The 25,546-nt window shown below is 55.6% G+C and carries 22 protein-coding genes and 3 riboswitches; of the genes, 9 read left to right on the forward strand and 13 right to left on the reverse strand.

Features of this window, described 5'->3' with window-relative positions; all coding sequences use genetic code 11:
* Positions 1–360: 360 nt before the first annotated feature.
* From NFU03_RS12710 to NFU03_RS12750, 9 genes are all read right to left on the reverse strand, one after another.
* Positions 361–1,695 (reverse strand): NCS2 family permease, encoded by a 1,335-nt coding sequence (locus tag NFU03_RS12710; RefSeq protein ID WP_251639546.1) that lies wholly within the window; start codon positions 1,693–1,695, stop codon positions 361–363.
* Positions 1,696–1,799: 104 nt separating this feature from the next.
* Positions 1,800–1,901: riboswitch (purine riboswitch) on the reverse strand.
* A complete protein-coding gene (gene guaA / locus NFU03_RS12715; RefSeq protein ID WP_251639229.1) occupies positions 1,899–3,437 on the reverse strand; it encodes a glutamine-hydrolyzing GMP synthase in 1,539 nt (512 codons plus the stop codon). Its footprint overlaps the riboswitch before it by 3 nt.
* A 135-nt stretch (positions 3,438–3,572) precedes the next feature.
* Positions 3,573–3,674, reverse strand: a riboswitch (purine riboswitch).
* 35 nt (positions 3,675–3,709) lie between these two features.
* Entirely contained in the window at positions 3,710–5,893 is a 2,184-nt protein-coding gene (locus NFU03_RS12720; protein WP_251639231.1) for a transglutaminase domain-containing protein, read from the reverse strand.
* On the reverse strand, positions 5,890–7,095 hold the full coding sequence (locus NFU03_RS12725; protein ID WP_251639233.1) for a DUF58 domain-containing protein: 1,206 nt from the start codon (positions 7,093–7,095) through the stop codon (positions 5,890–5,892). Before NFU03_RS12725 ends, NFU03_RS12720 begins: the two co-directional genes overlap by 4 nt.
* The gene (locus tag NFU03_RS12730) at positions 7,092–8,042 is read right to left on the reverse strand and encodes an AAA family ATPase (protein ID WP_251639235.1); all 951 of its coding nucleotides are present in this window, start codon (positions 8,040–8,042) and stop codon (positions 7,092–7,094) included. The genes NFU03_RS12725 and NFU03_RS12730 overlap by 4 nt, the downstream gene beginning before the upstream one ends.
* Before the next feature lie 142 nt (positions 8,043–8,184).
* Complete coding sequence (gene nadE, locus NFU03_RS12735) at positions 8,185–9,012, reverse strand: ammonia-dependent NAD(+) synthetase (RefSeq protein ID WP_251639236.1); 828 nt, start codon at positions 9,010–9,012, stop codon at positions 8,185–8,187.
* 6 nt (positions 9,013–9,018) lie between these two features.
* Positions 9,019–10,494, reverse strand: coding sequence for a nicotinate phosphoribosyltransferase (locus NFU03_RS12740; protein ID WP_251639238.1), 1,476 nt, complete (start codon positions 10,492–10,494; stop codon positions 9,019–9,021).
* A gap of 86 nt (positions 10,495–10,580) precedes the next feature.
* The gene (locus NFU03_RS12745; protein ID WP_251639240.1) at positions 10,581–10,895 is read right to left on the reverse strand and encodes a DMT family transporter; all 315 of its coding nucleotides are present in this window, start codon (positions 10,893–10,895) and stop codon (positions 10,581–10,583) included.
* A gap of 1 nt (position 10,896) precedes the next feature.
* Entirely contained in the window at positions 10,897–11,232 is a 336-nt protein-coding gene (locus tag NFU03_RS12750; RefSeq protein ID WP_251639242.1) for a DMT family transporter, read from the reverse strand.
* 144 nt (positions 11,233–11,376) lie between these two features.
* Positions 11,377–11,485: riboswitch (SAM riboswitch) on the forward strand.
* Positions 11,486–11,589: 104 nt separating this feature from the next.
* Here NFU03_RS12750 and NFU03_RS12755 point away from each other — a divergent pair.
* The gene (locus tag NFU03_RS12755; protein WP_251639244.1) at positions 11,590–12,339 is read left to right on the forward strand and encodes a cyclase family protein; all 750 of its coding nucleotides are present in this window, start codon (positions 11,590–11,592) and stop codon (positions 12,337–12,339) included.
* Between the two features lie 46 nt (positions 12,340–12,385).
* Here NFU03_RS12755 and NFU03_RS12760 read toward each other — a convergent pair whose 3' ends face one another.
* Positions 12,386–12,958, reverse strand: coding sequence for an NADPH-dependent FMN reductase (locus NFU03_RS12760; protein ID WP_251639246.1), 573 nt, complete (start codon positions 12,956–12,958; stop codon positions 12,386–12,388).
* 322 nt (positions 12,959–13,280) lie between these two features.
* On the opposite strand from NFU03_RS12760, the gene NFU03_RS12765 reads away from it, so the two are divergent.
* Complete coding sequence (locus tag NFU03_RS12765; RefSeq protein WP_251639248.1) at positions 13,281–14,498, forward strand: glycosyltransferase; 1,218 nt, start codon at positions 13,281–13,283, stop codon at positions 14,496–14,498.
* Positions 14,467–15,207: an HAD-IIB family hydrolase gene (locus tag NFU03_RS12770; protein WP_251639250.1), complete on the forward strand. Its 741-nt coding sequence runs from the start codon at positions 14,467–14,469 to the stop codon at positions 15,205–15,207. The genes NFU03_RS12765 and NFU03_RS12770 overlap by 32 nt, the downstream gene beginning before the upstream one ends.
* A gap of 52 nt (positions 15,208–15,259) precedes the next feature.
* Here NFU03_RS12770 and NFU03_RS12775 read toward each other — a convergent pair whose 3' ends face one another.
* The 3 genes from NFU03_RS12775 to NFU03_RS12785 form a co-directional block, all read right to left on the reverse strand.
* Positions 15,260–16,999, reverse strand: coding sequence for a methyl-accepting chemotaxis protein (locus NFU03_RS12775; RefSeq protein WP_251639252.1), 1,740 nt, complete (start codon positions 16,997–16,999; stop codon positions 15,260–15,262).
* A gap of 148 nt (positions 17,000–17,147) precedes the next feature.
* Positions 17,148–18,587 carry a proline--tRNA ligase gene (gene proS / locus NFU03_RS12780; protein WP_251639254.1) on the reverse strand — a complete coding sequence of 480 codons (1,440 nt, stop codon included), beginning with the start codon at positions 18,585–18,587 and terminating at the stop codon, positions 17,148–17,150.
* Positions 18,588–18,945: 358 nt separating this feature from the next.
* Positions 18,946–20,136 (reverse strand): CDP-glycerol glycerophosphotransferase family protein, encoded by a 1,191-nt coding sequence (locus NFU03_RS12785; protein ID WP_251639256.1) that lies wholly within the window; start codon positions 20,134–20,136, stop codon positions 18,946–18,948.
* Between the two features lie 189 nt (positions 20,137–20,325).
* Here NFU03_RS12785 and NFU03_RS12790 point away from each other — a divergent pair, with 189 nt between their 5' ends.
* From NFU03_RS12790 to NFU03_RS12815, 6 genes are all read left to right on the forward strand, one after another.
* Complete coding sequence (locus NFU03_RS12790; protein ID WP_251639258.1) at positions 20,326–20,889, forward strand: RNA polymerase sigma factor; 564 nt, start codon at positions 20,326–20,328, stop codon at positions 20,887–20,889.
* The gene (locus NFU03_RS12795) at positions 20,882–21,613 is read left to right on the forward strand and encodes an anti-sigma factor (protein ID WP_251639260.1); all 732 of its coding nucleotides are present in this window, start codon (positions 20,882–20,884) and stop codon (positions 21,611–21,613) included. The genes NFU03_RS12790 and NFU03_RS12795 overlap by 8 nt, the downstream gene beginning before the upstream one ends.
* A 126-nt stretch (positions 21,614–21,739) precedes the next feature.
* Positions 21,740–23,098, forward strand: coding sequence for a copper amine oxidase (locus NFU03_RS12800; RefSeq protein ID WP_251639261.1), 1,359 nt, complete (start codon positions 21,740–21,742; stop codon positions 23,096–23,098).
* A 54-nt stretch (positions 23,099–23,152) separates the two neighbouring features.
* The gene (locus NFU03_RS12805) at positions 23,153–23,794 is read left to right on the forward strand and encodes a class F sortase (protein ID WP_251639263.1); all 642 of its coding nucleotides are present in this window, start codon (positions 23,153–23,155) and stop codon (positions 23,792–23,794) included.
* Positions 23,795–23,846: 52 nt separating this feature from the next.
* A complete protein-coding gene (locus NFU03_RS12810) occupies positions 23,847–24,761 on the forward strand; it encodes a catalase (protein ID WP_251639265.1) in 915 nt (304 codons plus the stop codon).
* Positions 24,762–25,093: 332 nt separating this feature from the next.
* Complete coding sequence (locus NFU03_RS12815) at positions 25,094–25,516, forward strand: YugN family protein (RefSeq protein WP_251639267.1); 423 nt, start codon at positions 25,094–25,096, stop codon at positions 25,514–25,516.
* Positions 25,517–25,546: the final 30 nt, after the last annotated feature.

Consider the following 25,546-nt stretch of genomic DNA (forward strand, 5'->3'; position numbering starts at 1 on the left):
TCGATTGCTCAATTCTTGCTGGCATCATTTAAGATGTCTATCAGATCTGTTGATCTGTTTTGTGTCTGTTCCGCCGACGGGGTCGGCGGAACAGACGATAATTCGTTGACATTTTGCTGTTCAGTTTTCAAGGTTCATATCGTCTGCGGAGCGTGTTGTACAAGCTTTCGCTCCCGACTGCTTTACTACTATACCAAGCGGTGAATAAGAAGTCAACACTTTTCCCGAAATAAATTATTCAACCCTTACTGTACCCATAACAGCGGCAATTAAACCCTGCAGCCGCGCATAATCTATAATTAAAAAAACCGCCGCCCGGATTCCAATGAAGGAAGTCAGGCAGCAGTTCAGGAGTGCACTCTATTTGATGAAGATGAAATACAGGATGAAGAGGACCATCAGGCCGTACATGATCGGATGGATTTCTTTCCGGCGGCCGCTCAGCAGCATCGTGATCGGATAGAAAATGAAGCCGATCGCGATTCCGGTTGCGATGCTGTACGTCAACGGCATCGCAATCACCGTGAAGAACGCCGGAACTGCCATTTCGAATTTTGTCCATTCGATGTTTCCGAGATTCGAGACCATCAGGACGCCGACGATGATCAGCGCAGGCGCCGTCACTTCAGGCGTGATGACGAACAGCAGCGGCGAGAAGAACAGTGCGAGCAAGAACATCAACCCTGTGATAACGGACGCGAACCCTGTTTTGGCTCCGGCTGCAACACCCGCAGTGGATTCAATGTAGGAAGTCGTTGTCGAAGTCCCGAAAACAGCTCCTGTGACGGTCGCCATGGAATCCGCAAGCAATGCGCGGCCTGCACGCGGCAGTTTCCCATCTTTCATGAGCCCTGCCTGTGTCGCTACTGCGACAAGTGTTCCGGCCGTGTCGAAGAAATCGACGAACAGGAACGTGATGACGATGACGAGGAATTGCGTCGTGAACAGTTCTCCCGGGCTGTGGAAGATCGCGTCAAACGCAGCACCGAATGTCGGCGCCACACTCGGCACTCCGGAGACAATCTTGTGAGGAACGTCGATCAGGCTGAAGATCATCCCAGTCACCGTTGTCAGAATCATTCCGTAGAATATCGCGCCTTTGATGCCTCTCACCATCATGATGACAGTGATCACCAGACCGAAGATCGCCAGCAGCACCGGGCCTTGCGACAGATCGCCGAGTGTTACAAGCGTATTTGGATCTGCAACGATGATATTTGCGTTCTGAAGCCCTAAAAATGTAATGAACAGGCCGATCCCGGCGCCGACAGCGAATTTCAGCTGTGCCGGTATGGCGTTGATGATCAATTCACGGAGCCCTGTCAATGAAAGGACGATGAAGATCAGTCCGGAGAACAGTACGCCGGTCAGCGCTGTCTGCCAGGGAATTCCGTATGTCAGCACGACGGAGAAGGCGAAGAAGGCGTTCAGCCCCATGCCCGGCGCCAGTCCGATCGGGTATCTTGCGATCAGTCCCATGAATAGCGACCCGACTGCTCCTGCCAGGGCAGTCGCAACGAATACTGCACCTTTGTTCATGCGCATAGCATCAGGTATGTCCGTCACCCCGTCGAGAGACAGGACGAGCGGATTGACTGCCAATATGTATGCCATCGCGAGGAATGTCGTCAGTCCCCCGATGATTTCCCTGCGGTAATTCGTACCCAGTTTGTCGAACTCGAAATACTTTTTCATCATCAACCGTCCTCATCTGTTTTGGTTTTAAAAAGAGCATGCGGCAACTTTCTGCCGCATGCTCTCCTAAACTCTTCAGAATGGGGCCCTTGGTACGTACGCGCAAGAAGCGTTCCATTCATCGTAGTCAAAGCATTTACGGTGCTTTGGTAGAGACTTTTGGGCCTTATCCCCAAGGTTATACGACAATCATCTATTCAATTTCACTCCCATTCGATCGTGCCCGGAGGCTTCGCAGTGATGTCATAGACAACGCGGTTGACGTGGTCGACTTCTGCCGTGATGCGGGAGCTGATCTTCTCGAGTACTTCCCACGGAATCTGTGCCCAGTCGGCGCTCATGCCGTCTGACGAGTGCACTGCACGGAGCCCGATTGCGTGGTCATACGAACGTTTCCCGTTGCGGACACCGACACTCTTAATGCCCGGCAGGATTGCGAAATACTGCCAGATCGAGCGGTCGAGCCCGGCGTTCTTGATCTCTTCACGGAGGATATAGTCAGCATCGCGGACGATCGCGAGTTTCTCTTCCGTCACCTCGCCGAGGACTCGGACACCGAGACCTGGTCCTGGGAACGGCTGGCGGTTGTAGATATCTTCCGGCAGTCCGAGTGCTTTACCGACCGCACGGACTTCATCTTTGAACAATGCCTTCAGCGGTTCGATCAGCTCGAAGTCGAGATCTTCCGGCAGGCCGCCGACGTTGTGGTGTGATTTGATCACTTCAGCTGTCGCTGTGCCGCTCTCGATGATATCGGCATAGATCGTGCCTTGTGCGAGGAAGTCGATACCTTTCAGTTTCGCAGCTTCTTCGTCGAACACATAGATGAACTCGTTACCGATGATCTTCCGTTTCTGTTCAGGATCCGTTACGCCGGCAAGCTTGTCCAGGAACCGCTTGCGTGCGTCGATCTTAATGAAATTCATGTGGAACTGGTTGCTGAATGTATCGACGACGCTCTCCACTTCCCCTTTGCGGAGAAGGCCGTGATCGACGAAGATACAAGTGAGCTGGTCACCGATCGCTTGGTGGATCAATGTCGCAACGACAGAAGAATCGACTCCGCCGCTCAACGCACACAATACGTTGCGTTCTCCGACCTGTTCGCGGATCTTCTCGACTTCCACTTCGATGAAGCGCTCCATGTTCCATTCGGCGGATGGTTTGCAGATCGACGTCAGGAATGTCTTCAAGATCGCTTCGCCGTTTTCCGTGCTGTCCATTTCAGGGTGGAACTGGACGCCGTACAGCCCTTTTTCGCCGTTTTCGATAGCGACGACATGGCCATGCTCGTCTTTCGCTGCTGCTTCGAACCCTTCAGGGAGTGCAGCGACCTTGACAGTGCCGCCGATGTGGGCCGCAAATGATCCTTGCAGACCAGCCAGCAGTTTGGATGCGCCTTCTGCCGTGATGGAAGATGCATCACCATGCGCTTCCATCGACTCCGTCGTACCGCCGAACTGCTCTGCGAGCACTTCAAGGCCCGATCCGATTCCAAGTACAGGGATACCAAGTGAAAAGATTTCAGAATCGATGTCTGCGTCCATCTTCACATCGCCGCCAGACAGGACAATACCTGCAGCGTTCATGTGACGGATTTCTTCAGCCGTTGCAGTGTGCGGGTACAGCTCGCTGTATACTCCTAAATCCCGGATTACGCGTGTGATGAGCTGATTGTGCTTGCTGCCTAAATCCAAAACGACGATTTTTTCCTGTTCTGACAATAATGGAGCTGCTGACATGAAATCCACCTCTTCTTATTTTTGTCTAAGTATACCCTTAAAAACGGGAAAGACGCGAAGGAAAGGGTTCCCTTTCCGCGCGTCTTCAGTTTCTGACCGGATCTATGGAATCACGAAAACAGACTGCAGTAATCCCGCAGCTGCTATCGCAATCATAGACAGGCTGTTTACGGTAGCCTGGTAGAAACATCCGAACCCTATTATCGGACCTATATGAGAGCATTCTCTTGTTTTTATTACTGCCATCATTCTACTGCCATCCAACGTAAAAATCAACCGCTTGTGTGGATGATTAAATCTTCCCACATCTCACGCAACTGCGCCCAATCCGCATTGGAAGCAGCTTGTCCGTACAGACCCTGCTCATAGACGCGTGTGAGTATGCTCATCATCTCATCGCCGCGCAGCTTATCGACTTCTACAGCGTAGGCGTTGAGCGTCATGCCTTCAGGTCTGCGGATACCGAGCCTTTCCAGTTGGCTGAGCAGCTGGCCGTAACGGCTGGCGAACTCCGGCCAGCCGCCGGGATTGCCTTGCGCTCGTCTTACATAGAGGCGCGGCAGCCACTTCTTCCGCGTCAGCAAGAGGAGGACGATCGCCGCTGCAGTCGAGACCAATAGCAGAACTGTCCATGTGATGCCCGATTTCAGCCAATCCGGCAGCAGCTCCAGCAGCCCGCCGGAATTCGATTTCTTCCGTTTTGCCGCCTGCTGCTCCTGCTTTTTCTTTTCGAGTTCGGGGCGTTTCAGCTCTTCCTGCTGCTTGACGTCATCCTCCGCCATCTCGATATCGAAATTGATGTTCGTGACACCGTTGAAACCGATTGTCGGTTCGAACGGCATCCAGCCATGCCCCGGCATGTACGCTTCGACCCAGGAGTGTGCCTGGTTGTTCGTGATGGTGTAGTATTTCTTCCGCTCTTCATCCCGCCTTAATTCGCCAGGCGCAAACCCTTTCACCCAACGGGCCGGAATCCCCGCGGATCGCAGCATGACGACCATCGAGGAACTGAAGTTATCACAATAGCCGCGCTTCGTCTCGAACAGGAACTGATCGACATAATCGTCATCCTCTTTCGGTACTGCGACGTTTTCCCTTGAATAGACGAAGCCGCTCCTGCCGAAGTACCGTTCGATCGCCTGTGCTTTCTGATAGACACTCGGCTGGTCTTTTGTCAGGTCAAGGGCGAGATCCGCTATGCGTTTCGGCAGGTCTCCCGGCAGTGCCAAGTATTCGTCCAGCTCTCCGCCGAACTTCTGCAGATCTTCCATCTTCGTCTCCCGCAGCGCTTTCAGGCTGTAGACCGGTTCGATGTATTCGGCCCGGTAGGTGAACGGCGCCTGCATATCCATTTCCACCGTCAGCTGACCGGAATCCGGCTCCTGCCTGTATGGGTTCATCTCACTTAGCTGCAGTTCCTCGAACCCGTACGGATACGGCAGAAGCGGAAGGGTTTCATGAAGTTCGATATCTGCGCGCTGCCGCGGCGGTTCGGTCACCTGGCCGCCCATGATCATAGCGAACTGGCCATTGTACTCCGGGAACTCATCGTTCGAAAGCTGCACCCACCCTTTCGATGTATACGTGTTCTTCGTTTCCATCTTCCAGTATTGACGGGATTCCGCGTAAACTTCGAAGACGAGCGTGTCATCCTGCCGGAACGGCCCGCCGAGCTGCGTATCATCCGCATCATATCCCACTTTCGAGACACCATCTCCCGTTCCGTCCCCCGACTCTCCGAACCCTGCCGCTGATCGGATGAGCGGGATCGGATCGGGCCAAGCCGGTTCTTTTACAGGCATCAGGACCGCGAGCATTCCGACGGTGAGAAGGACGAGGCTGAGCGGCAGAATGAGTTTCAGGAGCTCGCCCGCGGGCAGCTTCGTCTTCAGCTTGCCGGTCAGCCGGAGCGGGAACAGCACGCCCAGCAGGAACAGGCCGATCACCATGACACGCAGCACTGCATAGGAAGCGTCGTAATCAGTGAATGTATCGATGACTGCAAGGAAGATCACGGTCATCCCGAAAAAAAGGAAAATCGATTTCCGGTATTCCATCCAGAAGCGCAGCAAATACGAAATCATCCAGAGGAGGATGAAGAACAGCACGGTGCGGAACAGGTTGGACAGTTCCATCCAGTCGCCTGACCAGATCAGTGACAGGCTTCCCGTGAAATCAGCACCCATGCTGCGCAGACTGGCCGCCGCCATGAACGCCTTGCTGTAGAAGACCGCCTGGATCGAAAAGACGATGAACAGGAGTTTCACCGGCACACCGATCCACCCCGGCAGCCGCACAAGTCCGATGATCATGGACAGCGCGACGAATCCGTAGAAATGGCTGATATGGCCGGTTCCCGTAAGGTCTGCGATCGGCCGCAGCCATTCCACTGTCAGGAAAAATGCCAAGATGTAGAGGAAGACCAGGAGCCGCTTATCAATCGGAGTGTCTTTCACGGCTGTGCCACCTCCCGGAAAGAATGTTCGAACTCGTCCGTGCCGAGGAGCTGGACGTGCACACCAAGCCTTCTTGCTGCGCGCACCTGGTCGGCGACCGCTTCAGGCAGTTCCCCGGAAGTGCCACGGATCACAAAGCAGTAGACCGGCTGCATCTTCGCCGCTTTCAGGATCGGACGCAGCACGGCAGCATCGGGATTGCCGGAAATAAGGATAACCGCCCCGCCCCCCTGCAGTGCCGTCGAATAATCAGGCGGCTTCGTGGCCTCTCCTCCAATCGGGTGGAGCCGGGCGAGCTGCGTCAGTGCATGGTGCAGTTCCGCTCCAGAGGACACGGTCCTTATGACGGGGTGCGCCGCATCCGTCACGGCGAACGTCAGATCCGCCCGTCGCGCCGACGCTTCTTTCAGGATGGACGCAGCGAATCGGATCTGTTCTTCGAATGTCGCGGAATCCCGCGCGTCGAGCAGCAGGGCGGCATGCTCCCCCCGTTTGTTCTCGAATTCCTTCGTCATCAGGTTCTGTGTGCGTGCAAATGACTTCCAGTGGATCCAGGAAACCCGGTCCCCTGACTGGTAATCCCGGACACTCGTCGCCACAGTCGTTTCCTTGATGAGCGAAAACGGGGAGTCGGCGGCCCCTTTTTCGTGGTTCGACCCGATCGGCACGTAGTCGACTGCCGTCGTTTCCGGTAAGACGAGGAAAGAGGAGATGCCGGCCGCTTCGACAGCTGCTGTTTTTTTCATCCACCCGAAAAAGTCCGCGGTCTCGATGCGGACGGGCGGGAAGGAATGTTCGCCGCGCTGCACGCCTGTCAGTTCGTAGTGCAGGTCGAATTCCCTTTTGAAACCGGGAACGGCAAGTCTGGCAGCACGCCCTTTCGACACGCCGCCAGCCTGCTCCCCGTCCGTTTCCAGGATGAGCAGGTAGAGCAGGGGGAACCAGCCCGGCCGCTTCACAGTAAGCGTCACTTCCGCCGCTTCCCCGATGCCGATGAGCGATCGGGACATACTGCGTGTGACGGAGAGCGATTTCAGCGGATACAGCAGAATGCATAACGAATAGAGCGCGAACGGCAGCAGGAAGTAGAAGATCGTCCAGCTCGCCATCCCGCCCTGGAACATGGCGAATGCATACGCGCCGAGGACAAGCAGCAGGACGAAAAGTGTCCGCACTGCCAGCACTGTTCTGCTGCGCATCATACGGACTTCGCCTTGACGACAGGCACCCTGACTTGCGCCAGCACATCCTCGATGACGCTGTCCGTCGTGCTGCCGCTGTACTGGGCGTCCGGATGCAGGATGATCCGGTGGCCGAAGACGAACGGCAGCAAATACTGGACGTCATCCGGTGTAACGTAATGGCGGCCGCGCATGAGGGCGTATGCCTGGCATGCTTTCATGAGGCCCAGCGAACCGCGCGGACTGACGCCTAAATAGACAGCGGTATGGTTTCGCGTGGCAGCTGCACAGTCGACGATGTACGTCTTCACAGTCATATCGACGAGGACTTCGGAGGCAGCCGCCTGCAGTCCGAGCAGCTCGTCCAGTCCGATGACGGCGGTTTGCGCCTGCGATTCCAGCTGCATAGCGGCACGGGACAGCACTTCCACTTCATCCGCACGCGACGGATAGCCCATCTTGAGCTTGAACAGGAACCGGTCCATCTGCGCTTCCGGCAGCGGGTACGTCCCTTCGTATTCGATCGGGTTCTGTGTCGCCATGACGAAAAACGGTTCCGGCAGCGGGAGCGTTGTGCCATCCACCGTCACAGAGGCTTCTTCCATCCCTTCCAGGAGTGCCGCCTGCGTCTTCGGGGACGTCCGGTTGATCTCGTCGGCAAGGACGATATTACCGACGATCGGCCCCGGCCTGAATTCGAATTCCATCGTCTGCGGATTGTAGATGGAAACTCCCAGTACGTCCGACGGCAGCAGATCCGGCGTGAACTGGATCCGTTTGAACGCAGCGCCGATCGCCGCCGCAAGCGATTTCACCATGACGGTCTTCCCGACACCCGGCACGTCTTCGAGCAGTACGTGACCGCCCGCAAGCAGCGCCGCCAGACTCAATTCACTGATTTCCCGTTTCCCGACAATCGTCTGTTCGATCGCCGACAGCACGGCATCGATTCTCTCTTTATGAGGCATTTCATTTCCCCCCTGCTGATTTTCCTGATGAAACATTCAGTTCCTTCCATCATACCGGAAGAATTGGCAGGCGACAAACTAATTCAGAAAATAGAATGAATTAAAAAAGAACCTCTCCGTCAAGCAGAGAGGTTCACGATTCTCATTTCCAAAAGTCATCGAACACCGTGATCGGCATATGGCGCTTATGCTGCGAGCGCAGATAATGGCCTTCGATCACTTTCCGGGCTTCCTCGGAAACCGGGATGCCTTCCAAGTAATCGTCGATCTGCGTGTAGCTGACACCAAGTGCGACTTCGTCCGGCAGAGCAGGCTTGTCTTCCTCCAGGTCCGCTGTCGGCACCTTGTTGTAAAGTGATTCCGGACAGTCCAATACGCGGAGCATCTCCTTGCCCTGCCGTTTGTCGAGCCGGCTGAGCGGTGTCACGTCAGCAGCTCCGTCGCCGAACTTCGTGTAGAAGCCCGTGATCGCTTCCGCAGCGTGATCCGTCCCGATGACCGCACAATGATGGGAAGCGGCGATCGAGTACTGCACTTTCATGCGCTCCCTCGCCTTTTCGTTCCCTTTTTCGAAGTCCGTCAGCTGGATGCCCGCCGCGTCAAGTGCACGGCGGCTCGCATCGACCGCCTCCTGGATGTTGACGGTATACGTGATGGTCGGTCCGATGAAGCGCAGCGCCTCCTGGCAGTCGATTTCATCGAACTGTGTCCCGTACGGCAGCCGGACTGCGATGAACTTGTACCGATCCGTCTGCTTCTCTTCGTTCAGCTCATTGACCGCCATCTGCGCGAGCTTTCCGGCAAGGGTCGAATCCTGACCGCCCGATATGCCGAGCACATACCCTTCCAGGAACGTATTCTTCTCCAAATAGTCCTTCAGGAAATCGACTGAGACACGGACTTCCCCGTACGCGTCGATTTTCGGCTTTACATGCAGTTCTTCGATAATCTGTTTTTGCAGGTCATTCATCTTCCGTCACTCCTTTTCTTCGATGAAGTCGCTCACCATCTCCTGCACTTCCTGGATATTGCGCATTTTGTTATCCCAGCATTTCTGACTCAGGTCGACCGGATATTCTTCCGGATTCAGCGACCGCTTATACTCGTCCCACAGCAGGTCAAGGCTTTCTTTGGCGTACCGCTGGATCTCTGCGACCGTCGGCAGGCTGTAGACTGTCTCCCCCTGGTCGATCACTTTCTCATGAAGATTCCGCGCCTCGAAGTTCGTGACGAATTTCGAGATGAACGTATGGACCGGGTGGAACATCTTAATGCGTTTCTCGGCACTCGGCTCCTCGTCATACAGCGTGATGTAGTCCCCTTCCGCCTTGCCGTTTTCCCGGTCGATGATCCGGTACAGCTTTTTGCGGCCGGGCGTCGTCACTTTCTCGGCGTTCGACGAGATCTTGATCGTATCGACCAATTCCCCAGCTTCCCCTTCGATCGCAACGAGTTTATATACAGCGCCGAGGGCCGGCTGGTCATACGCCGTGATCAGTTTCGTCCCGATCCCCCAGACGTCCACCTGCGCGCCTTGCGCTTTCAAGTTCAGGATCGTGTATTCATCCAGGTCATTCGACACGACGATCTTCGCATCCTTGAACCCCGCTTCGTCGAGCATGCGGCGGGCTTCCTTCGACAGGAAGGCGATGTCCCCGCTGTCCAGCCGGATACCGATGAAATTGATAGAGTCACCGAGTTCTTTCGCGACTTTTATGGCCGTCGGCACGCCGATCTTCAGCGTATTGTACGTATCGACGAGGAAGACACAGTCGCGGTGGCGTTTCGCGTACGCATGGAATGCTTTGTACTCGCTTTTATAAGCCTGGACGAGTGAATGCGCATGCGTGCCGCTCGCCTGCAGGCCGAACAGCTTCGCGGCCCGGACGTTGCTCGTCGCTTCGACGCCGCCGATGACCGCTGCGCGCGCGCCCCAGATCGCCGCATCCATCTCCTGCGCCCTCCGGCTGCCGAACTCCATGATCTGCGCATCCTTCACGACTTGTTTGATGCGGCTCGCTTTCGTCGCGATCAGCGTCTGATAGTTGACGATATTGAGCAGGGCGGTCTCGATCAGCTGCGCTTCCGCGAGCGTCGTCTCGACACGCATGATCGGTTCGTTGCCGAAGACGGTCTCCCCTTCTTTCATGGAATAAAGGTCTCCTGTGAACCGGACGCCTTTCAAATAATCGAGGAAATCATCCTTGTAATGGAGTTCGTTCCTCAAGTACTCGATATCGCTGTCCGTGAAACGCAGATCGCGCAAGTAATCGAGAACCCGCTCGAGTCCCGCGAATACGGCGTAGCCGTTGCCGAAAGGCAGTTTCCTGAAATACAGTTCGAAGATCGCCTTCTTTTCATGGATTCCTTCAGCCCAATAAGTCTCCATCATATTGATCTGATATAGGTCGGTATGTAATGCTAAGCTGTCATCTGAGTAAGTTGAGCTCACGCCAATTCGCCTCTTCCAATTTGTTCTTTGCACTGCCTTTTCCATCTATGTACCCGTTTTACCATGTTTGTAACTGCCGGCATCTGTCAGCTGAACAGCTTCAGTCCGGCTGCCCCGCCGATGATGCAGGCGAGGAACAGCAGCCGCTTCCAGCCCGCGGGTTCGTTGAAGAACAAGATGCCGATCAGGACGGCGCCTGCCGCCCCGAGACCTGTCCAGATCGCGTATGCCGTCCCCATGGGGATTGACTGCATCGCAAGCGACAGGAAGTAAAATCCACCGCCGAACGACAGGACGAGCAGCAGCAGCCGGCCCGGCGTCTTCTTAAGCAGGAACCAATTGATACACAGGACGCCGAAGATTTCACCAAAACTCGCAACCACCAAATAGAGCCATGCCATCTCAGCCTTCCTCCTGTCCTGGAGCTTGCGGTCCTGTCGTCAGTTTGATGCCGACCACTCCGATGAGGATCAGACCGACGAACAGCAGACCGGCCGGTTTCAAGTGCGTGCCGAAGATCAGGTAATCGACAAGCACGATCGCCGCTGCCCCGCTCCCGGTGAATACAGCGTACACAGTACCGGACGGGATCGTTTCGCATGCTTTGATGATGAAGTAAAAACTGAATATGATAGCGGCTATGGTTCCTGCCCATTCGAGCGGCGTATCGGCATGCCGAAGTCCGACAACCCACACCACCTCGACAGCCGCCGCAAGCACAACAAATCCCCAAGCCATTGAAGACGCCTCCCTTTCCTGCGGTTTTCACACTATGTCCAAGTATACCAAATCCCGGACAAAAAGAACGCCATGTTTCCTCTTGCATTCCAGGAAAGGCTATGGTATTATCAGAATAATATTTTTCAAACAATTCCATATATTTTCTTATCCAGAGAGATGGAGGGACTGGCCCGATGATATCTCAGCAACCAGCCGTTATGGCCGAGGTGCTAATTCCAGGGGATGCGAACCTGCATTCCAAAGATGAGAACTGACGCGCGTGTGTTCAGGAAGGCCCTCATCTGTATTGGGGGCCTTCTTTTTATTTATCTACAGCCGGGTTGCCGGCAATACTACAAAAAGGCGGGATTCGAGATGACAACACAAACACAAACTGACGTACTGGCTGCATTGGATACTTTAAAAACGAAGGAATGGGTCGACCTGACGCATACATTCGGTCCGGATTCACCTCACTTCTTCATGTTCGACGACGCGGAGTTCAAGACATTGTTCACACATGATGACGGCTTCTTCGCCCAGCAGTTCTCGTTCGCCGGGCAATACGGCACCCATATCGACGCGCCGATCCACTTCGTCCGGGACACACGTTTCTTGGATGAACTTGAACTGAAGGAGCTCGTCCTGCCGCTGATCGTCGTGGATAAGTCCGAACAGGCTGCCGCAGACCATGACTTCACCTGTTCCAAAGAAGATCTTCTGGCATTCGAAGAGGCGAACGGCAAGATCGAGCCCGGCGCGTTCGTCGCGCTCCGGACGGACTGGAGCAAGCGATGGCCGGATGCCGACGCGTTCTGCAACAAAGACGCCGAAGGGAACAACCGGATACCGGGATGGGGGCTCGATGCGCTGAAGTTCCTGTTCGAAGAACGCGGCGTCAAAGCGGTCGGCCACGAGACGTTCGATACCGACTCCGCAGCGGACTTCCGCAAGAACGGCGCCCTGCACGGCGAGTATTATGTCCTCGAACAGGATACGTACCAGATCGAACTGCTGACGAATCTCGATAAACTGCCGGTGCGCGGTGCAGTCATCTTCAACATTGTGCCGAAGCCGGAGAAAGCGTCCGGGTTCCCTGTCCGTTCGTTTGCGATATTGCCGTAAATAAAAACGCCGGGCCGATGTATTGTCATCAGCCCGGCGTTTTTATTTATCCTTTTTTACTGTGCATTTCTGTCATCCGCTCGTAGAAGTCGACGAAGTTGTCGACGACGGAATCCAAGAATGCGATTGTCGGTTCGTCTGTCAGTTCGTCGTTGTCATCGATCTTGTTGTGGATCGAGCCGATGTACACTTCGTTGTTCGGCAGGATCAGCGGGGAAAGCCCCGGGTTTGATAGGATTTCACGCAAGTGGATCTGCGCGCGGACGCTTCCGAAGACACCCATGGATGACCCGACGATGAATGCCGGCTTGTCGCGCAATGTCGCTTCACCGCCGCGGGAAAGCCAATCCAATGCGTTCTTCATCGCACCTGGAATGGAGAAGTTGTATTCCGGCACTGCGAACAGCACAGCATCCGAATCTTTGACGTCATCCTTGAACGCCTTCACTGCTGCAGGCGGGTTGTTTTCGGTATCGACAGAAAACATGTCCACCCCGTTGATCGATACCGGTGTGATGTCCAGCTTATCTGCGTACCGTTTCTTCATGAAATTCACTAACCGTCTATTGTAGGAAGTGGAACTTGTACTCCCGATGATCGCTTTTACCCGAATCGCCATTTAAAAAAACTCCTTTATCCTGTCTATTCTTTCATTGCTTTTTCAGGATAGCACTTTTTCCTGTTTCCCATGAACTGATTTGCTCAAGTGACGGTTCGGACGCTTTCATCTTACCGCCCACCCCTGATAAGCCTCGCCGATCCCCGCTGCCGTCATTTTATTTTCTCATTAGGAAAGCGATGTTTACTTGTTCTTACTATTATGTTTACAAACGCTTAACATAGGGTATAAACCTATTACGCTTACTTTTTCATCAAGTAAACTTTCAATATATATAGAACTTCAGTTAATTTACGATTACAACTAAAATGGAGGAGTGTATATGCCAAAGGCAATTTGCATGATTTCCGACCACGGCGATCCCCTTGCACCACTTGGGACTAGCCAGGCCGGAGGACAGAACAACTACGTAAAACAGCTGGCCCTGGCATTAGATGCACGCGGTCACTCGGTGGACGTGTTCACACATTGGAACAGCGCGGAAACACCACAGTATGAAACGTTCGGCAATCGCTGCCGCGTGATCCGGGTGGCGGCTGGCAATAGAGGCTTTGTCGAAAAATCAGATATGATCCATCTCCTCCCGTCGTTTCTCAACGAAATGCTCCAACTTCAGGATTTCTCCCGCTATGACGTATTACACACACATTACTGGCTTTCCGGGCTTCTCGGTGAAAAGCTCAAAAAAACTTATTCAACACCTTGGATCCATACGTCCCACTCACTGGCAGTCGCGAAAGAACAGGCGACCGGCCTCCGTGAGCCGCGACGGCTGAAGGCGGAGCAACTCATCCTGTCATCGGCGGATGCTGTGATCGCCACATCGCTGACGGAAAAGGCGCTGATCCAGTCTTCAGTGAGACGGTCGTCACCGATTGCTGTCATTCCGATCGGTGTGGATTCAGTATTCTCCCCGGGCAGCCATTCTATGCGCCGCCCGCTTACATTCACGTTTGCGGGGCGTCTGGAAGAGACGAAAGGGATCTTCACCCTGCTCCGTGCATTCAAACTGCTGACATATTCAGATCTTCTCGATACACCCGTTCGGCTGCGGATCATCGGAGGCGACGAGACGCAAGTCGATGCCGTGAACAGACAGGCCCTCTCTCCGCGGCTGCAGGAAGCTGTCCGCGGCATCGAAGATCGTGTCGACTTCCTCGGCTGTCTGCCGCAGGATAAACTGGCGGTCCATTTCCAGGACAGTCTGGCGGTCATCGTCCCCTCCTACTACGAATCGTTCGGCATGGTCGCTGTGGAAGCGCAGGCTTGCGGCAGTCCGGTCATCGCCTCCAAAGTCGGCGGACTCGGCGATATTGTCCTTGATAAGAAAACAGGGCTGCAGACGGCTCCTGGAAACGTAAAGGAACTCGCCTCATCCATGGGCTTCCTCGCAAAACGGCCGGATGTGGCACGGCAGCTCGGCCGTACAGCTGCACAATTCGCGAAGCAGAATTTCAACTGGTCGCGTATCGCCAAAAAGGTCGATAAACTGTACGAAGGAGTCGCCTATGCTGCACAAGACACATTTGTTAGCAACTGATCTCGATCATACATTGGTCGGGGAGAAGGCAGAACTCGAGGAACTGCTTGTCCTGCTTGAGCCGGAGGCCGGCCACACTGCGCTCGTCTACGTGACAGGCAGACATGCCGTTTCTGTGCAGGAATTGATGAAGGCGGAACATCTGCCGGTCCCCGACTTCGTCATTTCGGATGTCGGAACAGCCGTCTGGCGGATGCCGGACTGGCAGGAAGATACCCGCTGGCGCAACCGGATGGAAGCGGACTGGCAGCCGGACCGCATCAAAACATGCGCCGCTTCGTTTCCTGCACTGAAGCTCCAGGAGCTGCCCGACGACCGCCGCGTATCGTTTACGGCGGAAGATGATGAGGCTGCTGTCAGGCAGTTCCGGGCGGCCCTTCAGCATCTCGGCATCCGCCACGAATTCATCTACAGCTCCGGCCGGGACATCGATGTCCTGCCTGCAGGCGCCGGCAAAGGGAACGCGCTTGACTATGTGGTCACGAATTACGCTTCGCCTGACGTCAGCCTGCTTGTCGCTGGCGATTCCGGCAATGATATCGATATGCTGGATCGGGACTGGCCGGCAGTGATTGTCGGGAATGCGCACGATGAACTGAAAGCGATCCCCGATCGGCCGAATCTGTTCCGTGCGGATCGTCACTGCGCCGGCGGAATCCGGGATGCATGGAACCATTTCTACGGAGCGCGCCAATCGAATATCGGATAATGAAAAAGCTGTACGGCCCGTCATCATCGACGGACCGTACAGCTTTGTTATGTTACAGCGTGAACTTCCGGACAGATTCCTGCAGGTCTTCCGCCATGCGGGCAAGCGTTTCGGACGCAGCTGCGATCTCTTCCATGGACGCAGTCTGCTCCTCTGCCGAAGCAGCAATCGTTTCTGCGTGATTAGCTGAACGCATCGCGGTCTCCGCAGTCTGCCCGACGACAGCGGCCATGTGCTCGGCTTCTTTGCGGTTGCCCGCTGTGCCGGCAGCGACTTCGTCGATCTGGCGCGAAATGCTTTCAATCGATTCCGTAATGCGGGTGAACAGGACGCCCGTTTCTTCCACGAGATCGGATCCGAGTTTGACAGCTTCATTCCCTCGGCCGATCGCCGAAACGGAATAGCCGATGTCCTGCTGGATCGCACTGATGAGCACGCCGACTTGTGACGCCGCATTGGACGACTGTTCAGCAAGTTTGCGGACTTCATCCGCCACGACAGCGAATCCTCTGCCGTTCTCGCCGGCGCGCGCCGCCTCGATGGCCGCGTTGAGTGCCAGCAGATTGGTCTGCTCCGCGACATTTGTGATCATGCCTGCAATCTTGCCGATTTCGGCGGACTTGCTGCCGAGCTCATTGACATAGCCGAACGCCGAGTCCGTTTCTGTCCGGATGGTCTGCATATGGTTGACCGCCCGTGTGACGGATTGCGTCCCTTCCGAAGCCAGGTCCACTGTTGCTCCGACCGTCTTGCCGGCTTTCCCCATTTCACTTTCCATGTGCTGCATATCGGCGGATAGGTGTGCCGCCGCCTCGTTTGCCGTTTCGGCCTGTTCCAGCTGCCCGTCGATGCCGCCGGCCAGTTCCTGGATCGATTCCGACACATGCTCCACAGAGCGGCTCGTCTCTTCACTTGAAGCCGACAGCTCTTCTGACGTCGCCGCCACTTGCATCGACGCATTCGAGACTTGTTCGATCATCTCTTTCAGGCTGTCCGACATGCGGTGGGCGGAATCGGCAAGTTCCCCGATTTCATCCCGGTTCCGGACTTCGCCGAGTCTCCCCGTAAGATCTCCGTCCGCGATGGCCGCCACGTGATCCGTTATGCGGCTGAGCGGTTTCGACAGGTGGCCCGAGAACCAGAAGATCAGCAGGCCGCCTAGCAGCAGGGCTGCGGCCAGGACGATGCCCAGTACGGTGAGCAGTGAGTTGGACGCACTGTTGAAGTCCATGAGGTAGGACCCCGCCACGACATTCCAGCCCCACGCAGGGAATGCTTTTGCATAGACGATCTTCGGGGCCGTCTTGTCCGTACCCGGCACGGCGAAGTCGAACGTCAGGAAACCGCCGCCGCTTTGCGCGGTTTTAATGGTTTCGAGCGTTGTCATCATGCCGCTGTCCGTTTTGGAACCGCTCAAGTCCTCCCCTTCCTTCACGGGGTGGGCGATTGCGTAACCGTTATCCTCTAGGACGAAGAAATAGCCGTGTTCCCCCATGTCGACTTCCGACTCGATCTTCCGCGTCCCATCTTGCTGGAGCGGGCCGATCAGCTGTTCCTTCGCCGCGTCCTGGGCTTCATCGAGCGTCATGTTGCCTTTGTCCACTTGGTCCTGCAAGGTTTCCAGCAGATCGACCGCCAGCATGACGTCATTCTTCAGGCCGGTCGATCCGATGTCGTTCAAGCTGTCTTTCGCCAGCATATAACCGCTCAATCCGATGACAAGGCTTGGAATCACTAATAGGATTGCAGAAATCACGATCAGCTTTGTCCGGATGTTCATCTTCGTTTTCATGACAGTATCCCTCCTATGATGACTATCGGCCAGTCCGGGACTTTCATGACTGTTTTAATGAATTTTTAATGTTTTTTACTCAGGACTTCCGATTCAGCACATGAAAAACCGCCATCACCCGAAAGTCGGATGTGGCGGTCGGAATGGCTCAGTAGGCGCGTGCAAACCAGACGGTGTGCTTCGCTTCCTTGCCGCAGTTGATGCACGTCTGTTTTTCCATCGGCGGATTGAACGGGATGTTGCGCGTCGTGAACTTCGTTTCTTCCTTCACGTGTTCTTCACACGCATCATCGCCGCACCAGCCGGCCAGGACCCAGCCTGGAATTTCGTTGGCTTCGGCCGACGTTTCGATGTGCTGCTTCAGCTCATCGAGTGTATCGATGCCTGTATGGGAGTTTTCATCCCGGAAGACTCTCGCCTTTTCCAGCAGACGCGTCTGCATTGTTTTGAGTTCCTGCTCGATCTGCTCTGCAAGACCTTCCAGCGGCTGTGCATTCTTGCCGTCTTCGTCACGCAGCTTCACCATCGCCTGCTCGTTTTCCAAGTCGCGCGGTCCGAGTTCGACACGGAGCGGCACGCCTTTCAGTTCCCACTCGTTGAACTTGAAGCCCGGAGACTGGTCGGAATCGTCGAGACGTACACGGATGCCTTTCGCTTTCAGCTCGGCGAACAGTGCGTCGAGTTTTTCCATGATTGCCGGGTTCTTCTTCCACGGACCGACCGGGATGAGGACGACTTGCGTCGGCGCTACACGCGGCGGCAGGACGAGCCCCTGTTCGTCACCGTGGACCATGATGACCGAGCCGATCAGGCGCGTCGACGTGCCCCAAGATGTCGTATGGACGAATTCGTGGCGGTTCTCTTTCGTCAGGTACTTGATGTCGAACGCTTCCGCAAATTTCGTGCCGAGGTAGTGAGATGTCCCCGCCTGCACTGCTTTGCCGTCTTTCATCATCGCTTCGATCGAATACGTGTCGACCGCTCCGGCAAACCGTTCGGACGGTGTTTTCTGGCCGTCATAGACCGGAATTGCGAGCAGTTCCTCGACGACTTCCTTGTAGATGTTCAGCATCTGCATCGTTTCCTCGCGCGCTTCTTTTTCATCGACGTGCGCTGTGTGGCCTTCCTGCCAGAGGAATTCTGACGTACGGATGAACGGCAGCGTCTTTTTCTCCCAACGGAAGACATTGGCCCACTGGTTGATCAGAACAGGCAGGTCGCGGTAGCTCTTGATCCAGTCGGAATAGAGGTGACCTATCATCGTTTCGGATGTCGGGCGCAGCGCCAGCCGTTCTTCGAGCTTCTCCCCCGCCGCTTCCGTCACCCACGGCAGTTCCGGCGAGAATCCTTCGATATGGTCCTTTTCCTTTTGGAAGAACGATTCCGGGATGAGCATCGGGAAATAGGCATTACGGTGGCCCGTCTCCTTGAAGCGGCGGTTCATCTCCTCCTGGATGTGCTCCCAGATTTCGAAGCCGTCCGGTTTGAAGGCGATACAGCCGCGCACGGGTGTGTAGTCCATCAGGTCCGCCTTCTGGATCGTGTCGATGTACCACTTCGAAAAATCGTTCTGCTGTTCTGTTGTCATGGCGATTCCTCCTAATTGTCGGGTGTCGGATGAAGTGACGCATAAAAAAACACACAATGCTGTCCTCGGTTCAAGGACGTCATTGTGTGCAGGACGCGGTACCACCTTCGTTCGGCCGGATCCGCGATATTCTCGCAGACCCGTCCCTCTGTCGTTTCGTAACGGGACGAACCGGCCGTGTTTGCACGGCATCTCAGCGGTAGGTTTCAAGCCGGAAGAGGTGGCAGGGCTTTCAGCACGCACCCTGCTTTCTGTATCACGATTCCGGTCTACTTGACCACTTCATCGATCACTATTTCCTCTACTATACCAAACAAATCGTTTTCCGACAATGGTGGTTCATCCTCTGTAGGAGCTTTCACCGTCTTCCGTGCGTGAACATGTAATACGCAAGGCGTTCACAGTTCTTGCCGTCCGTGAAGTCGACGTACTCGGACAGCTCACTGAACCGAGGATTTCCGGGCTTGTGGTCATCGAGGATCGTTGAAAGGGCGTCTGCAACTCCTGCAGAGGTGTCCGCTTTGTACCCGAGCAGGTCGTTATCGAGGTCGAGGTACGAGCCGCGCATCTTCAGGAAATCCTCCTGATCGAACGTGAAGAAGATGACGGGGCGGTTCATGTAGACGAAATCCCAGAAGATGCTCGAATAATCGGTGATGAGCATATCGGACTGGCTGATTTCCTCACGGATCGACATGTCATCGAACGTCCGGAACTCCATCCGATCGCTGTCGATGCCTAGCTGCTTGAAATAGTGTTCGAACCGTTTCATGAACGGATGGAGGACAACCTTTAAGTGTGCATTATGATTGGACAGCAGGCGCTGGAACTGTTCGTTCTTCAGCAGGCCCTCCGTCGCGCGGAAGTAATCGCTCGCCATGAACTCCTTTTCGGACAGATCCATCAGCGTCTCCCGCCACGTCATCATGAGCAGGATGTTGCGGACGCGTTTCGCCGGTGTATTGTAAGGCAGCCGGTCGAATCGCGCCATGCCGGTGACAGGCAGTTTGTGCTCAGGCATCCCCCATTCGTCGCGCTTGATATGCCGTTCGTAACGCGAGGCACAGTTGAAGATATCGCACCGCTCCAGCAGCGGCACATCTTCCGGCATGATGAGGATCTTCTTGAAGCATTCGATGCCGTGGCTGATGTGCACCATGGTCGTCTTTTTGTTCCAGAATATGTATTTGTCGATCCCCGGGACGATATCATACATGAGCGAGTGGCCGTGCACAGTGTAGGCAGCACGAAAGAAGAGCAGGTAGTTACGGAAACTGCCGAGCGGCACAGCGTTCTCGATGCCTTTCTCCTGGACGTAGTCAGTGTCCGGGTCGTACATCCAGTAAATTTCGTACCGATCGCGGAAGTTCGCGGTCAAGTACTCATGGAAGGCAGCTGCGTTGTCTTCGTACTTCTCTCCGAGACTGCCGCCGATTAGGATGATCGGTTTCTTCCCCACACGCGGCAAAAGCCCGGCAGCCATATAAGCGCCGGCAGTTTTGATGAATGTAGTGAAACCTTGTAATGGCCGTCTGCGTTTCAATTCCATGATTGCTGCTCCCCCTGCTCAACACTTTTTAGTTAGTTATATACCCTTCCCTGCGTGATTGGAAACCTGCGTTCATCGGAAAGTGATCGGTTTGGGATTTCATTCCGTTAGCTTATTAGAAAAGCGGCGGGCTCGCCTGTCCGCCCGTTTGTGGTATTCTGGATGAAAAGTATGGAAAAGAGGCTTCGGATGAATCATACAGACGACGGAACATTATATGGACTCGCCTCTTCAAAGGACCGCCGGGCTTTTGAACTGCTTTACGATCGGTACGAAAAGCTCGTCTTCTCATTCGCGTACCGGATCGCTTCCGACCGCGAAATCGCGGAAGAGGTGGTTCAGGATGTCTTTGTGAAGATCTGGAACGGCTCAGCCGTCTATGAGCCGGGCAAAGGGGCCTTCTCGTCCTGGCTGCTGACGGTGACACGCAACAAAGCGATCGATGAGCTGCGCCGTCTCCAGCGCCATGACCATGAACCGATGGTCGAGAAGGATGCGCTGCTCGAGCAGCCCGGCAGTGTGGAGCAGACGGCTGCGTGGCACGAACAGCAGGCTGAAATCCGCTCTGCTGTCCTGGAACTGAATCCGGAGCAGCGGGAAATCATCGAACTGTTCTACTTCAGAGGATTGAGCCAGCAGAAGATCGCCGACCATTGCGAACTGCCCCTCGGCACTGTGAAAGGCCGCATCCGTCTGGCCTTGCAGAAGTTGAGAGGCACCATCACCAAGGAAGGAGGGACGTCATATGAATGAAAACTGCATGCGGCTGATCGATTACTTCAACCGGGCCTTGACGCCTGAGGAGACCGCTGCCTTCGAGCAGCATCTAGCGGAATGTCCTGCCTGCAGCTCGGAACTTGAAGAACTGCGCACGCTGACAGAAGGTCTGCCCTATCTTTCCGAAGAGGCCGACGTCCCTGCCGGACTGAAAGCGAATGTTTTCGCAGTGATCGATGCACAACCCGATGTACATGACGAGGAACCGCCGCACCAAGCAGGGAACGTCACTCCGCTCCCTGAAAAACGGCGCAGACCGGCCATCCCACTCCTCGCCGCCGCCCTGCTCGCGTCGTTGGTAACGAATATCTTCTTGGCAACAGCCGACCGTTCGGCCGAGCCCGCCGTCGAACAGCGGAACTGGGAACTTGCGGACAAAGCGGAGCTCGCCCCTCAACAGGAAGGCGATCCATCGAACGCCATCGCCCTGATCCTGTCCGACGGCAGCTCGCGGGACCTTGTCGTCGATGCCGAAAACCTGCCTGAGCTTTCAGACGGGGAGCTGTTCCAAGTCTGGGTGCTGGACGCCGGTGCGCCGAAGCCGGCCGGGGCGTTCCGGTCCTCCGGCGAAGGCACTGGTACAGTGTCGCATCCTCTCGGCAGCAAATTCGGGGCATTCGACACGATTGCCATCACGATTGAAAAAGAAGAAGGACTCCCTGCGCCGGAAGGACCCATCATTCTTGCAGGAAGCCTCTGAATACACAGCGCCAAAGCCGCCGACACAGGCGGTTTTTTCATTTCTCTAAATTTTTCTGCAAAAAAAGTGATCCATCCGCAAATCGCTCCCGTTAGCTTTATACCAAACCGCAAAGGAGAGATTTCGATGAACTACAAAAAATTAGCAGCCATTCCGTTAAGTGTTTCCCTCCTGCTTCCCATGGGAGCTGTCGCAAGTGCAGCAGACCACGCCCATGGGGTGGCGCCGATGAGCGTTTCCAACAAAGCGACCGACCTGCGGGCGACACTCGACTCGATTTTGTCGGAGCACGCCTACCTGGCGATCGTGACGATGCAGAAAGGGATTGACGGCGCGAAGGACTTCGACGCAGCCGCAGGGCAGCTGAACGACAACACCGATGAGCTGTCCGCCGCAATCGCTTCCGTCTATGGTGAGGATGCCGGGATGCAGTTCAAGGAAATCTGGGGCAGCCATATCGGGTATTTCGTCGATTACGTGAAAGCGACTGCCGCGAAAGACGAAAACGGACGGCAGGAAGCGGTCAAGAACCTGGACAACTACCGCATGAAGAATGCAGCGTTCCTTTCAAAAGCGACTGAAAACCGGTTGAAGGCATCAGATCTGGAAGAAGGGCTCAAAATGCACGTCGATCAGCTGATTTCGGCTTTCGACAATTACAATGCAGGCGATTTCGATAAAACCTACGACGCAATCACCCATTCGATGATGCACATGTTCGAACCGGGCAAAGGGATTGCATGGGCGATCACCGATCAGTTCCCGGACAAGTTCGATAACCAGTCCGTCGACACACCGACAGCGGACCTGCGCGAGCAGCTGAACAACCAATTCTCCACGCACGCCGCTCTGGCAGTTCTCGCCATGCAGAAAGGCATCGACGGCGCGGAAGACTTCGATGCGTCCGCCGCAGAGCTGAACAGCAACACGGAAGACCTGACGAAATCGATCGAGTCGGTCTACGGCAAAGAAGGTGCTGAGCAGTTCAATGAAATCTGGAGCAGCCACATCGGCTACTTTGTCGATTACGTCAAGGCGACTGCCGCAGGCGACGAAGACGGTCGCCAGAAAGCGGTCGCGAAACTGGACGACTACCGCATGAAGCAGGCCGCCATGCTGGAATCGGCAACGGAAGGACGGTTGAAAGCGGCCGACCTGGAAGAGGGTCTCAAAGTGCACGTCGATCAGCTGCTCGCTGCGTTCAACAAGTACCATGACGGGGATTATGAAGGCGCTTACGACGATATCCACGAAGCGTATTCCCACATGTTCGGTGTCGGGACGATGATGACAGGGGCCATCGTCGATCAGTTCCCGGACAAGTTCGCCGGCAACATGCCGGCCGACATGCCGAAGACGGGACTTGGCGGTATGAGCCAGCCGGCGGAGCACCAGACACCGATCTGGGTGATCGTCAGTCTCCTGCTGGCCATAGCAGCCGGGGCGGTCGTGATCCGCAAAACAACCGAAGCACGGAACGACTGACACAAGGAGAGAGGGAATCCCCTCTCTTCCTTTTTTAAGAAGGGAGTGGTCTTTATGCGCCGCCAGATGATGTTTACAGCTATCCTCGCGGGATCGATGGCCCTGACGGCAGGTTGCAGTACACAGGAAACAGCCGTCACGGACGGCACTTCCGCGGAAATCCCGGCGGCGGAGCCTGCCAGTTCACCGACCGTCCCGGCAGCGGCGCCAGAAAAGACACTGCAGAAAGAAGAACGCGGCGTCATCCCCGCTTCGATCGAAATCCCGGCGATCGGCGTCCGGACGGACATCGAAGCGGTCGGCACCCTGGTGAACGGCCAGATGGGCGTCCCGGAAGACGTGAACCATGTCGGCTGGTTTGAACCCGGCACCATGCCCGGCAGCCAGGGAAGCGCCGTCATGGCAGGCCATATTGACTCACTGACCGGCCCGGCGATCTTCTACAAGCTCGATCAGCTGAAACCGGGTGACGACGTTATCGTGACCGGCAAGGAAGGACAGCAGCTCACCTTCACCGTCACGCGTTCGGAAGTCTTCCCGCGAAACGACTCACCGATCGATGAGATCTTCGGCTTCTCCTACGGCAGCCGGCTGAATCTGATCACGTGCACCGGCGATTTCAACCGGAAGGCGAAAACCCACGAAGAGCGGCTCGTCGTCTACACCGAGTTGAAAGAGGACGGCAAGACGGATTGAAAACAGCCGTCACGGGTATAGGTCAGCAAAGACGAAAAGGAGCTGTCCCGTTATGGAATCCAACCCTGTTTCAAAATCACCGTCGCCGGAAGAAGCTGTCACGATCATCGAGGACATCGCTGGCCGGCACCCCGGTTTCCGCCGTGCCCACGCAAAAGGGATCGGCTTGCATGCCCAGTTCACACCGAACGGGAATGCCGAACCGTTCACCGAGGCAGCCTTCCTGCGGGGCGGGACGGCCGAAGTGATCGTGCGGTTTTCGCACAGTGCGCCCATGCCCGACCAGTCCGAGCGTCTCGTTCCGATCAAAGGGATGGCCGTCCAGTTCAGCAATCCGTCCGGCGAGCCGGTGTCGCTCGTCATGGCGAACGCACCGATCTTCCCGACCAAGACACCGGAAGCCTTCATGCGGCTGATCCAAGTGCTCGGCAGACGGGATATCCCATTCAAGGAACGGCTCGGAATCCTCAAGGACGACACTGAACTGCACACCGTGCCGGCTTTGCTGAAACAACTGAAGACCCCGTCCAGTTTCGCCATGACGCAATTCTGGGCACTGCACGCCTACATCCTCTCGACCGAACAGGGAACCCGCCAGCCTGCGCGCTTCACATGGATCCCCGCGCGGACGGAGTGGACGCTGCCGTTTGCGACCGGCGACATGGAGCTCGACCTGCTCGAGCGGATGGCGGACGGCCCCGTGCAGTTCAGGCTGCTCATGACACTCGCGGCGCTCGATGATCCGACCGACGACCCTTCGGCTGCATGGCCGGACGAGCGGCCGGTGATCGATGTCGGCGTCCTGACCTTGCAGGAGCGTCGCACGGACAACGCGGAAGACGTCAAGTTCGACCCGACCGTGGAAGTGCCGGGCTTCTCCTGCTCCGACGACCCGGTGCTGCACTACCGGGCTCCGGTTTACGCGGAGTCGTTCAGGCGGCGGACGGCTGAGCGTGAGGATGGGTGAGGTGCTGATGGGGGATTGTGGTGACGTTGGGCGGGTTTATGAGCGCTTTTTGAGATTTATGAGCGGTTCTGGGAGTTTATGAGCGGTTCCTGTGATTTATGAGCGGTTTCCTGGATTTATGAGCGTTTTGACAGATTTATGAGCGGTTTCCGCAATTTATGAGCGATTCCCGCTTTTTATGATCACCCCCGGGTTGATTCGGAACAGTTCCTGCCTAAATGGAACGCTGCGTCCCCTCAAAACCCCAGCCATCCGCTGTGCAAGGTTTCAGCCGCGCGCAGTCAGGGTACGTTAAGACTACTTGACTGGAAACGAGACTAGGAGGGATTTCCTTGATTGCACTGAAAAGCAGTATCGAAGGAAAGATGAGTATTTACGGAGATGCACTGAAGTTATTCAACGCCGAAGGAATGGATTTAGGCGGCGGGTGGGAGTATGACCACGGGACGTTCGACAGCATCCTGTACAAACGGAATGAAACGACCATCTATCTGCGGGTCCCTTTCAAAGTACTGCAAGGGGAACTTGATGGAAACAACGCGGTCATTCAATTCGGCACCCCCTTCCTCATCAAGCATGTCATGAATATCGGGCTCGATGAAGAAGAGAGTGCTACGATGACCGTGACGGGACTCGAACAGTTCCAGGCACCGGAGGATCCGGATGCGCCGATCGACCGCAAAGAGGAATTCGCGGCAGATGCCGGCAAGAAATTGGACCGCATCGTCGACGACGTCACGTTCGCTACCGTCTGACGGAGCAATGACTACATAGAAAACTGCTCT

Origin of the sequence: Sporosarcina sp. NCCP-2716 (assembly GCF_023707985.1) — a bacterium.
Lineage (GTDB): Bacteria > Bacillota > Bacilli > Bacillales_A > Planococcaceae > Sporosarcina.

Coding starts and splice junctions, on each gene's coding strand:
- NFU03_RS12710 (WP_251639546.1), bottom strand. CDS start 1,695: ATGAAAAAGTATTTCGAGTTCGACAAACTGGGTACGAATTACCGCAGG.
- guaA (WP_251639229.1), bottom strand. CDS start 3,437: ATGTCAGCAGCTCCATTATTGTCAGAACAGGAAAAAATCGTCGTTTTG.
- NFU03_RS12725 (WP_251639233.1), bottom strand. CDS start 7,095: ATGATGCGCAGCAGAACAGTGCTGGCAGTGCGGACACTTTTCGTCCTG.
- NFU03_RS12730 (WP_251639235.1), bottom strand. CDS start 8,042: ATGCCTCATAAAGAGAGAATCGATGCCGTGCTGTCGGCGATCGAACAG.
- nadE (WP_251639236.1), bottom strand. CDS start 9,012: ATGAATGACCTGCAAAAACAGATTATCGAAGAACTGCATGTAAAGCCG.
- NFU03_RS12745 (WP_251639240.1), bottom strand. CDS start 10,895: ATGGCATGGCTCTATTTGGTGGTTGCGAGTTTTGGTGAAATCTTCGGC.
- NFU03_RS12750 (WP_251639242.1), bottom strand. CDS start 11,232: ATGGCTTGGGGATTTGTTGTGCTTGCGGCGGCTGTCGAGGTGGTGTGG.
- NFU03_RS12755 (WP_251639244.1), top strand. CDS start 11,590: ATGACAACACAAACACAAACTGACGTACTGGCTGCATTGGATACTTTA.
- NFU03_RS12760 (WP_251639246.1), bottom strand. CDS start 12,958: ATGGCGATTCGGGTAAAAGCGATCATCGGGAGTACAAGTTCCACTTCC.
- NFU03_RS12765 (WP_251639248.1), top strand. CDS start 13,281: ATGCCAAAGGCAATTTGCATGATTTCCGACCACGGCGATCCCCTTGCA.
- NFU03_RS12770 (WP_251639250.1), top strand. CDS start 14,467: ATGCTGCACAAGACACATTTGTTAGCAACTGATCTCGATCATACATTG.
- NFU03_RS12775 (WP_251639252.1), bottom strand. CDS start 16,999: ATGAAAACGAAGATGAACATCCGGACAAAGCTGATCGTGATTTCTGCA.
- proS (WP_251639254.1), bottom strand. CDS start 18,587: ATGACAACAGAACAGCAGAACGATTTTTCGAAGTGGTACATCGACACG.
- NFU03_RS12785 (WP_251639256.1), bottom strand. CDS start 20,136: ATGGAATTGAAACGCAGACGGCCATTACAAGGTTTCACTACATTCATC.
- NFU03_RS12790 (WP_251639258.1), top strand. CDS start 20,326: ATGAATCATACAGACGACGGAACATTATATGGACTCGCCTCTTCAAAG.
- NFU03_RS12795 (WP_251639260.1), top strand. CDS start 20,882: ATGAATGAAAACTGCATGCGGCTGATCGATTACTTCAACCGGGCCTTG.
- NFU03_RS12800 (WP_251639261.1), top strand. CDS start 21,740: ATGAACTACAAAAAATTAGCAGCCATTCCGTTAAGTGTTTCCCTCCTG.
- NFU03_RS12805 (WP_251639263.1), top strand. CDS start 23,153: ATGCGCCGCCAGATGATGTTTACAGCTATCCTCGCGGGATCGATGGCC.
- NFU03_RS12810 (WP_251639265.1), top strand. CDS start 23,847: ATGGAATCCAACCCTGTTTCAAAATCACCGTCGCCGGAAGAAGCTGTC.